The organism is Vibrio sp. 10N.261.55.A10, assembly GCF_041470825.1.
In the GTDB taxonomy this organism is placed as follows: domain Bacteria; phylum Pseudomonadota; class Gammaproteobacteria; order Enterobacterales; family Vibrionaceae; genus Vibrio; species Vibrio crassostreae_C.
On the sequence record NZ_JBFRNC010000062.1, the window covers coordinates 67,601 to 77,984 of the forward strand.

General features: G+C 43.5%; 10 protein-coding genes. 2 read left to right on the plus strand and 8 right to left on the minus strand.

From position 1 onward, the window contains the following. Positions 1-24: 24 nt before the first annotated feature. A complete protein-coding gene (locus tag AB4274_RS18840) occupies positions 25-1,218 on the minus strand; it encodes a class I SAM-dependent methyltransferase (protein ID WP_017059708.1) in 1,194 nt (397 codons plus the stop codon). Positions 1,219-1,346: 128 nt separating this feature from the next. Then, positions 1,347-2,750 carry a methyl-accepting chemotaxis protein gene (locus AB4274_RS18845; protein ID WP_102319806.1) on the minus strand — a complete coding sequence of 468 codons (1,404 nt, stop codon included), beginning with the start codon at positions 2,748-2,750 and terminating at the stop codon, positions 1,347-1,349. Positions 2,751-2,838: 88 nt separating this feature from the next. Here AB4274_RS18845 and yccX point away from each other — a divergent pair, with 88 nt between their 5' ends. Continuing rightward, on the plus strand, positions 2,839-3,126 hold the full coding sequence (gene yccX, locus AB4274_RS18850) for an acylphosphatase (protein WP_017059706.1): 288 nt from the start codon (positions 2,839-2,841) through the stop codon (positions 3,124-3,126). A gap of 59 nt (positions 3,127-3,185) precedes the next feature. Here the strand turns inward: yccX and AB4274_RS18855 are convergent, their stop codons facing one another. From AB4274_RS18855 to AB4274_RS18880, 6 genes are all read right to left on the minus strand, one after another. After that, positions 3,186-3,515: a TusE/DsrC/DsvC family sulfur relay protein gene (locus AB4274_RS18855; RefSeq protein ID WP_017057205.1), complete on the minus strand. Its 330-nt coding sequence runs from the start codon at positions 3,513-3,515 to the stop codon at positions 3,186-3,188. Between the two features lie 160 nt (positions 3,516-3,675). After that, positions 3,676-4,341, minus strand: coding sequence for a Bax inhibitor-1/YccA family protein (locus tag AB4274_RS18860; protein ID WP_017057206.1), 666 nt, complete (start codon positions 4,339-4,341; stop codon positions 3,676-3,678). 282 nt (positions 4,342-4,623) lie between these two features. After that, complete coding sequence (locus AB4274_RS18865; RefSeq protein WP_017059704.1) at positions 4,624-5,388, minus strand: amino acid ABC transporter ATP-binding protein; 765 nt, start codon at positions 5,386-5,388, stop codon at positions 4,624-4,626. Between the two features lie 22 nt (positions 5,389-5,410). After that, positions 5,411-6,508 (minus strand): amino acid ABC transporter permease, encoded by a 1,098-nt coding sequence (locus tag AB4274_RS18870; RefSeq protein ID WP_017066317.1) that lies wholly within the window; start codon positions 6,506-6,508, stop codon positions 5,411-5,413. Between the two features lies 1 nt (position 6,509). Next, positions 6,510-7,715, minus strand: a complete 1,206-nt coding sequence (locus AB4274_RS18875) for an amino acid ABC transporter permease (protein ID WP_017063829.1) — start codon at positions 7,713-7,715, stop codon at positions 6,510-6,512. Positions 7,716-7,786: 71 nt separating this feature from the next. After that, entirely contained in the window at positions 7,787-8,815 is a 1,029-nt protein-coding gene (locus AB4274_RS18880) for an amino acid ABC transporter substrate-binding protein (RefSeq protein ID WP_017059701.1), read from the minus strand. Between the two features lie 480 nt (positions 8,816-9,295). Between AB4274_RS18880 and AB4274_RS18885 the strand changes: the two genes are divergently transcribed. Continuing rightward, the gene (locus tag AB4274_RS18885) at positions 9,296-10,237 is read left to right on the plus strand and encodes an NAD(P)-dependent oxidoreductase (protein ID WP_372112914.1); all 942 of its coding nucleotides are present in this window, start codon (positions 9,296-9,298) and stop codon (positions 10,235-10,237) included. Positions 10,238-10,384 lie beyond the last annotated feature (147 nt).

Below are 10,384 nucleotides of genomic sequence, written 5' to 3' on the forward strand. Positions count from 1 at the left end.
GTTTCTTAGACTGGTAATTTGTATTTAAAGAACCTTACAAGCAAAACCTTTCAGGTAGAAACCTTCTGGGTAGGCTGTGTCTGTTAGATGATCGGCTGCTTGCTCGAAGCGCTCGACGAACTTAACCGTTCGGCCTGCATCTAATGCTGCATCAGCGATGATTTTTTGGAACAAATCAGTACCCATTAAGCCAGAGCAAGAGTAGGTGAGTAGAGTGCCACCTGGTTTCAGGATTTGCATCGCAAGCATGTTAACGTCTTTGTAGCCGTTAGCGCCTGAAGTTAGGTTATTCTTGCTTGAAACAAACTTTGGTGGGTCCATGATCACTACGTCAAACTTAGTGCCTTGGTCACGGTATTCACGAAGCAGTTTGAAAACGTCAGCGTTTAGGAACACAGCGCGCTTTTTCGAGATATCAAACTCATTAAGTTCAGCGTTGAACTTAGCTGTATCAAGAGCAAGTTGAGATACGTCAGCGTTGATAACACGCTTCGCGTCGCCTTTAAGTGCGTAAAGGCCAAAACCACCTGTATATGAGAAACAGTTAAGGACATCTTTTCCTTTAACGTACTTCATCGATTCTTTACGGCTATCACGCTGGTCCATGTAGAAGCCTGTTTTGTGGCCTTCCATAATGTTCACGCTGATTTTAACGCCATTTTCTTCAATCACGATAGATTTTGGTGGCTCTTCACCATGAAGAACGCCGACAACTTGTTCTAGGCCTTCTTTCTTACGAACTGCCACGTCTGAACGCTCGTAGATGTTGCAGTCAGGGAAGCACTCGATTAACGCTTCAACCAATACGCTTTTGTTAAACTCAGCGCCAGCACTTAGCAGTTGGCAAACAAGAAAGTCTTGGTATTTGTCGATTGTGATACCTGGTAAGCCATCAGACTCTGCGGCCGTTAGGCGGTAGCCCGTTAGACCATCACGTTCGATAATGTCTTCTCGTAAAGACTGTGCGTCTTGAATTCGTTTTACGAAGAACGCCTTGTTGATCTCTTCTTTTTCAAATGTCCAAACACGAGCTCGAATTTGAGATTCTGGTGAGTAAGCCGCTTTTGCGAGCCACTGACCATTTTGAGCATATACGTCTACAGTTTCACCTTGTTTTGGTTCGCCTTCGACCTTATCGATACCGCGTGAAAATACCCAAGGGTGTTTGCGGCGTAGTGATTTATCTCGGCCTTTAGCTAGATGAATTGAAGGAGTCATAATTTACTCTGTTTGTTGAATTTGAAGGAGGGGTATTGTCGGGGAAGTGCAGGTGAAAAGCAAATAAGAAAGGGCTGCAGAAGCAGCCCTAGTAATGATTAATCAACACATTGTGGTGGATATCAGTATTAAGCTTTAAGACCTGTCAGCAAACCTTCCATCGTATCGCTTTGTTTACGAAGTTGGTCAACATTGGAATTACTCTTACTGATCATCTCGCAGATACTGTCTGATTGATGGCGAATCTCTTCAACACTCTGTGCAATGTTGTCAGCGACTACGCCTTGTTCTTCAGCCGCGGTAGCAATTTGAGTGCTGCTATCTGAAATAGACTGGTTTTTTTCCGCTAATGAACCGATCTCGACGTTCACTTCTGACATCAGTGTTTGGCCTTCGTTAGCATTGTTCACCGTGACTTCCATCAGCTTGGTCAGTGATTGACTGTTACGTTGTAATGATTCAATCATGCTTTGGATTTCAACCGTTGCTTGCTGAGTACGACCGGCAAGGGCACGAACTTCATCGGCAACAACAGCAAATCCACGACCTTGCTCGCCAGCACGTGCGGCTTCGATAGCTGCGTTCAACGCTAACAGGTTAGTCTGTTCAGAAATACCGTTGATGGTTGTGACTACTTCATCGATCTGCGCCGCGTTGGCATCCAGTTCTTCTACTGCTTGTGAAGCGGACTGGATCTCTTGAGATAGGCTAGAGATAGACTCCAGTGTATTTGAAACCTTGACTTGACCGCTCTGAGCAACGCCGCGAGCGTCCATCGTTTGTGAGCTAGACGCATGAGCAAGGGTAGCGACTTCGCGAATGGTAGCCGCCATTTGTTCCGTTGCACTTGCTAAGCTATTCAGGTGTTCTTGTTGGTTACCTGAGATGTCTGAACTTTGTTGTGTTGACTGGTTCAAGTCCGAGCTGATCTGCTGCATGAGAGCGACAGACTCTTGGATTGATAGAACCATGTTTTGTTCACGCTCCGCAACTTTATCGATTGTAATCGCGATTTCACTGAACTCGTCACGAACTAAGAAGTAGTTCATGCGGCAAGTTAAGTCGCCATTCGCAAGCGTGTTCAGAGCTTTGTTCATAGAGAACATCGCGCCGCCAATAAAGGTCATGATGTAGTAAACACCTAGTGCGATAAGCGTTAGGGTTACAGCGATGATAGAAACCTGAGTCGTCGATAGAGCAGACCAAAGGTTTTGGTCATGGTTAGCAACTAGGCTGAACGCTCCATTCATCACTGAAACAGAACCAGCACCGTAGCCTAAAGAGATGGTTTCAGAGCTGCTGACAAGCTGAGCTACTTGATCTTTAGTGAGTTGACCCGCTTCGATAAGCCCTTTCATCAAGAGCATTTCTTCTTGATAAAGGTGAGCAAGTAAAGAGTCCGCGGCACTATCTAAAACGAGAGTTAATATAACCAGGGCGAGAAGAGGCAATAAGAAGAGTAGATAGAACTTTTCTTGGATTTTTAGGTGAATGAGATATTTGTCAATCCAACGAAATGGGATTTCTTTCATAATCGTTATACTCGAAGTAAGTCCACCAATAAGCGGTGAATGAATAGAAACTCGACTATATCATTCATATAATTTATGAGGCAACGTTATGGAAAGTTCACAATATATTTTTGTCGTGTCAGGCGTAGTTCAATGTGTTGGGTTCCGTTACCACACCAGTAGGCAGGCGCAAGCTATGGGTCTCTCAGGTTATGCAAAGAACTTAAATGATGGTCGAGTTGAAGTGTTAGTTGTCGGAGAGAGTCAGCAAATTGAGAAGTTACATGCTTGGCTCTATATTGGCCCTTCGAGCGCAACAGTAGACAACGTTGTGATGCATCAAGTTAAAGATAGTGAGCGCCAAGACGTACGCATAGGGGCGTTTAAAATACTGTAGTTGTAGCACTACAGTATTTTATATTGAACGTAACTTAATGACCTAAAGCGGGTTAGGTTTTACAAGCACTTTGCTGGTTTAGGTAAACCGGCGAGCTTGGTCGCTTGTTTTGCAGGGCCTTTTTTGAATAACTTGAAAAGGTACTTACTATTGCCTTTTTCTGGGCCGTGAGCTTTTTCCATTGCTTTAACGAGCATGCGAACCGCTGGTGAGGTGTTGAACTCTTCGTAAAAGCTCCTTACAAAATGTACGACTTCTAAGTGTGCATCTGTAAGTTCAATCGCCTCGTCTTGAGCAAGAATTTCAATCATGCCTTCTTCCCATTGCGTGTAATCCAATAGGTAGCCTTGAGCGTCGGTTTCGATTTGCTTGCCGTTATATTCAAACATGTTTAATCCAGAATCCAATTAACTATGCGGATAGGGTACATGACCAAGTTTGTCTTTCTCAACAGAAATTGTAGCTATCCAATGAAATATCGTACTTATAGATACAAAAAAGCCCAAGAGGTAGGCTCTTGGGCTAGATATTCTTCAATGATGGGAACGATTAGTCGTCGCTGCCCATGATGCCTAGGATGCTTAGTAGGCTGATGAAGATGTTGTAGATCGATACGTACAAGCTGATCGTTGCAGAGATGTAGTTTGTTTCACCGCCACGAATGATGTTTTGCGTTGTAAGCAAGATAACACCAGTCGAGAACAGGATGAACATACCGCTCATTGCCAATGATAGTAGAGGCATTTGTAGGAAGATGTTTGCAACCATACCTACAAGTAGTACTACGAAACCCGCTAATAGCATGCCATTAAGGAACGACAGGTCACGCTTAGTTGTTAGTGCGTAAGCTGATGCGCCCATAAACGCCAGTGCTGTACCGCCAAGTGCAGTTAGGATGACATCACCCATGCCTGCGCCAACGTACATGTTTAAGATTGGACCGATGGTGTAGCCTAAGAAACCTGTAAATAGGAATGTGAAGACTAGACCCATGCTGTTGTCACGGTTCTTTTCTGTTAGGAAAAGTAGGCCGTAGAAGCCAACTAGCATGATAATAAGACCCGGGCGAGGAAGGTTCATCGCCATGGATACGCCTGCTACAACAGCAGACCAAAGTAGTGTCATAGACAGTAATGCGTAGGTGTTACGCAACACTTTATTGGTTTGCAGAGCACTTTCTTGAGATGCTGTGCGTGAAAACATAGGGCTGTTCATAATCTTCCTCGTAAGGTGACTTCAATAGTTATTAGTACATTTATGGGGGTGAAAGTTCGAAAAATCAAGTCTCTCATTCCTCTTGTATACGTAAAATAATAATCAAAATAGTCGGTTAAGTGTTTCTGAAGGTGTAACAAAGTATTTCTTAAAGTGCAGTTAAGGTTCGTTGTTCAATTTTAATCGCACTGAATCGCTGTTTATAATCTTGAAAAACTAATTATAACACTGAAAACAAAGAGGCGACCTAAGCCGCCTCTGTAGTTTATGCATCATAACACATTAGTGGTGTAAGATTTGGCTTAAGAAGTTCTGCGTTCTGTCTGATTGTGGGTTTTCAAAGAAATCGACAGGGTTGTTCTCTTCTATGATTTCACCGGCATCCATGAAGATAACGCGATCCGCGACCTCTTTAGCAAAGCCCATCTCGTGCGTTACACAAAGCATCGTCATGCCTTCTTCTGCAAGCTCAACCATTACGTCTAACACCTCACGAACCATTTCTGGATCGAGCGCCGACGTTGGCTCATCAAACAGCATCACTTGAGGGTTCATACACAAAGAGCGAGCGATAGCTACACGCTGCTGTTGACCACCTGAAAGCTGACCTGGGAACTTGTCCGCTTGCTCAGGGATTTTTACGCGCTCTAGGTACTTCATTGCAATCGCTTCGGCTTCTTCTTTTGGCATCTTTTTGACCCAGATTGGAGCCAGAGTACAGTTCTCTAATACCGTCAGATGTGGAAACAGATTGAAGTGTTGGAAACACATGCCGACATCTCTACGCACGGCTTCGATGTTCTTTAGGTCTTCCGTTAATTCATTACCTGAAACGAAGATATGACCTTTTTGGTGCTCTTCTAATCGGTTGATGCAGCGGATCATCGTTGATTTACCAGAGCCTGAAGGGCCACAGATAACGATTTTCTCGCCTTTTTTAACTTCTAAATTGATGTTCTTAAGTACGTGGAATTCACCGTACCACTTGTTCATGTCTTTCAACTCGATCATAAGACCTTGAGAGTTGTTTTCTGTCTGCTGCGTCATAATACGTCCTTGATCTTGTTAATTATCGTTTGTGACCGGTGTGAAGTCTGTTTTCTAGCCATATCGAATATCTCGACATGCCAAAACAAAACACCCAGAACACTAACGCGACAAATACATAACTTTCTGTTGAATACCCAAGCCATTCAGGGTCGGTATTCGCGGCTTGGCCAATTCCTAGTACATCAAACATACCAATAATCAAAACAAGACTGGTATCTTTAAACAAACCAATGAAGGTGTTCACAATTGAAGGAATCGTGATTTTAAGAGCTTGAGGTAGAATGATAAGCCCAGTCTTTTTCCAGTAGCTTAACCCCAGAGCATCAGCTGCTTCGTATTGGCCTTTTGGTATTGCTTGTAGACCACCTCGAATTACTTCGGCCATGTAGGCTGCACTGAATAGAACTACCCCTACAAGTGCTCGAATGAGCTTATCGGTTTCTGTCCCTTCTGATAAAAAGAGTGGCAGCATTACTGAAGCCATGAATAGAACTGTAATGAGCGGTACGCCACGCCAAATTTCGATGTATACGGTACACATACTGCGAATGATCGGCATCTCTGAGCGGCGCCCAAGAGCAAGTGCAACACCAATAGGGAGTGACACTACAATACCAACAAGTGCGATGACCAGTGTAACCAGTAGGCCGCCCCATTTATGGGTATCAACAACTTCTAACCCAAAGACGCCACCGTATAGCAAGCCAGCAATGATAAATGGGTAGATGTTGACGAAGAACAACCAAATCCACGTACGTTTAGGTGTTTTTTCATAAGCCAGTAAGGCTACAAAAATGGCCAACGTTGCATAGAAGAGGCGAGGTCGCCACAGTTCAGCTTCTGGGTAGAAGCCATACATGAATTGGTCCCAACGAACGCTGATAAAAACCCAACAAGCGCCTTCGCTAGTACAGGCATCACGTGTGGTTCCTATCCAGTCGGCACTGATGAATGCCCAATCCGCTATTGCCCATAATAGGGTGAAAGCAAAGTAAGCAAGAATCACAGTGACGACGCTGTTAACAGGTCCATTAAATAGATTTTTTCTTAACCAACCGACTGGCCCAACGGTATTCGCTGGAGGCGGAAGATCAGGTTGAAATTGATGTGTACTCATCTTATCTCTCCACCAATGCTACTTTGCGGTTGTATATGTTCATTAGAGCGGACGTTAATAGGCTCAAGGTTAGGTAGACGCCCATTGTCATCGCGATTACTTCGATAGCTTGTCCAGTTTGGTTAAGTGTTGTTCCTGCAAATACAGAGACAAGATCAGGATAACCAATGGCCATCGCAAGTGATGAGTTTTTGGTCAGGTTTAGATACTGACTGGTTAGTGGTGGGATAATGATTCTTAATGCTTGTGGAATAATGACAAGCTTTAGAGTTCTAGAACGTGGGATGCCTAGAGACATCGCAGCCTCAGTTTGCCCATGGTTTACCGCGTTAATACCTGAACGAACAATCTCAGCAATGAACGCTGCTGTATAGATACTTAAAGCGAGCATCAATGCAGCAAGCTCAGGGATTATCGTAACACCACCCTTGAAGTTAAACCCTTTCAACACAGGGTAATCTGCAGAGATAGGCATGCCCATAACAAAGTAAGTTATCAACGGTAAGCCTAAAATCAACGCAGCGGCAATTCGCAACATCGGTGTTTGTTGGCCGGTCAGTTTCTGTCTGTTCTTAGCCCAGATGTTGATAATAAACGTAGCGATAATACCGACAATCAATGATGCGATGACAATGCTACTGCCTTGCTCAAAGACTGGAGCAGGGAAGTACAACCCGCGTACGTTCAAGAAAATTGCTTCACCTAGACTCATACTTTGACGAGCAGAAGGCAAGGCTTGTAGAACGGCGAAATACCAGAAAAAGATTTGTAATAGCAGAGGGATATTTCGGAATATCTCAATGTAGACAGCTGCAAATCGGCTAACTAGCCAGTTTGAAGAGAGTCTAGCGATACCCATACTAAAGCCCAGCACTGTCGCTAGCATGATGCCGAGTACTGAAACCAAAGCGGTATTGAGAAGACCGATAAAGAATGTACGACCGTATGAGTAGGTCTCGTCGTATTCAATCAGTGTTAAGCCGATACCAAAACCAGCTTCTTGTGAGAGAAAATCAAAACCAGTGGTGATACCACGGGAATCTAAGTTTGTGAGTGCATTATTTACAATCGTGTAAAAGAAAGCACAAAGCGCCCCGACGGCGATAATTTGGAAAATGATGGAGCGAAAAGTGGGGTTGTAAAATAAGTTGGCACTTTTGGGCTGTGGCTTTGCCTGAGCTGGAGAAATAGTTTCATTAGGTTTCATACTACTATAACCTCAAATCCATTTAATAAATAGGGCGGAAAACTCCGCCCTAATTGATGCTTGAAAATTTATTAACGGATTGGTGGAGCGTACATAAAGCCGCCCGCATTCCATAATGCATTTACACCACGAGAGATTTGAAGTGGAGAACCTGTACCAACAGTACGCTCAAAACTCTCACCGTAGTTACCAACTTGCTTAATTACTTGGTAACCCCAGTCGTCGCGAATGCCAAGGCCTTTACCTTTAGGACCGTCTACACCAAGAATACGTTTGATGTTTGGATCTTTTGACTTAAGCATTTCGTCTGCATTTTTAGAAGAGATGCCGTATTCTTCCGCGTTAATCATTGCTGAAAGTGTCCACTTAGCAACGTTAAACCATTGATCATCATCCTGACGAACAACAGGGCCTAGAGGCTCTTTAGAGATGATTTCAGGAAGTACTTCTGCAGATTTAGGATCAGCTAGGTTTAGGCGAAGTGCGTATAGACCAGATTGGTCAGTTGTTAGTACGTCACAACGACCTGCGTCGAAACCTTTCGATGTTTGTGCTGCCGTATCGAATACCACTGGCTTGTAAGACATGCCACTGTTACGGAAGTAATCGGCTAGGTTAAGTTCAGTTGTTGTACCTGATTGAACACATACAGAAGCGCCATCAAGCTCTTGAGCACTTGTTAGGCCAAGTTCTTTCTTAACCATGAAGCCTTGACCATCGTAGTAGTTAACGCCTACGAAGTTCAGACCTAGAGCAGTGTCACGATGTAATGTCCATGTTGTGTTACGAGATAGTACGTCGATTTCGCCAGATTGAAGCGCAGTAAAACGCTCTTTTGCTGTTAGAGGTACATACTTAACTTTAGTCTTGTCACCGAGTACAGCCGCTGCAAGAGCTTGACAATACTCAACATCAATTCCTTCCCATTCACCTTTTGAGTTAGGGTTAGAGAACCCTGGAAGACCGGTACTTACACCACAAGTTAGAAAACCTTGAGATGTGACTTTGTCCAGAGTGCTTTCTGCCGCTGATGCCGATGTTGCCATCATCGCAGTTGATGCAGCTACTACTGAAGCAAGAAGTGTTAGTTTATTTGTCATTTGTATCCTTCCTTGTTAACCAGGTGACACCTGATACTCGTGCTCGTTTGAGTTTCTCTTATGTGTTGCGTTTTCTATGACCTTGTTGTTCAAATTAAACGAGTTGCATTTTGCAAATGAAACTGTGTGCGATTTAAACAACTGTTTATAAGGTTAGGAAAGGATCCGTAGTTTCACAAATGTATAATTTAAAAAGAATTTTGAATGAAATCACAAATCCGAACACAATTAGAATGACCAAATGTTAAGTGAATGTAAATAGTGCAACGGTTCACACTGTTGGTGCAACGAGATTTAGATTTTTATATTGATAATCGACTAGATAAATATTCTGAATCCACATCACAATGATGAAATATTAAACTTAAGAAATGTTGAAATTTGGTCAATAAATATTTTTATTACACTTCGATAGTTATGAATATGCTCCAAATTTGGTAGCATGGCTGAATAGTTATTGAAGTAGTCTCAAGGAAGAACATGCGTTATTTCCCAATGTTTTTGGATGTAGAAAATAAGCCAATCTTAGTGGTTGGTGGGGGTGAGGTTGCTTGCCGTAAAGTCGATAGCTTACTACGAGCGGGAGCGGATGTGACTTTGGTGTCTCCCAAGGTAGCGCCTTACTTAAAGCAGCTTGTGGGCGAGAACAAGCTTCACTGGGTTCAAAACTTTTACTCGTCACAGATCATATCGAAAAATTACTTGCAGGTTTGGGCCACAACAGACAACCCAAGCTTGAATCACCAAGTGTATAATGATGCGAAAAAACTGGGCATTTTAGTCAATGTGGTTGACGATCTTCCTTACTGCGACTTCATCACACCTTCGATGATAAATCGCGGCAGAATCCAAATTGCCATCTCTAGTGGCGGGGCATCACCTGTTTTAGTAAGAAATATCAGAGAAAAACTCGAAACGGTATTGCCACAAAACATAGGTTTGATAGCAGACTTCGGTGCATCAAAACGCAATTCAATCAAAGAGTCATTCCCAACCGTCGACGAGCGTCGTAAATTTTGGGAGCGTTTCTTGTCATCCAGCTTTATCGAGCAGGTGAATGACAGAGAGCAGTTAGAGTCTTACTACCAGCAAGCGCTAACCGAAGGCATTGATAGCGAAGGGCAGGTCACTTGGATTGAATTCGAGCAAGATGTCGAGCTGCTGTCTATGAAGGCTTTACGTTTGATGCAGGAGGCAGAGCTCGTACTTTCACCGAGCGATTGTCCATTTGAATTTATCGACCTGTGCCGCCGAGATGCAGAAAGAGAGAGCTACGCCAACAGCGGAGAGCTATCAACAAAGCTTGAGCAAGCAAGAGCAGAGAAATTACGGGTGTGTGTGTTTATTCCACCAGCAAGCGTAGAGTTTAATCTGTTGGTCGGCAAAGACCTAAAATTGTCAGCAGCCCAAGTACTCAGTTGAGGTAATTGCTTCTAGTTGAAATGAGAGCTTTCTGGTTGTTTGAAATCGGCTAGAGGCTCGGAATAAAACTAAAGCTGGACCAGATAAATAAAAAGCCACTTCAAAAGAAGTGGCTTTTTGCTATTTCATGTCCCGTCCTGAAATGTG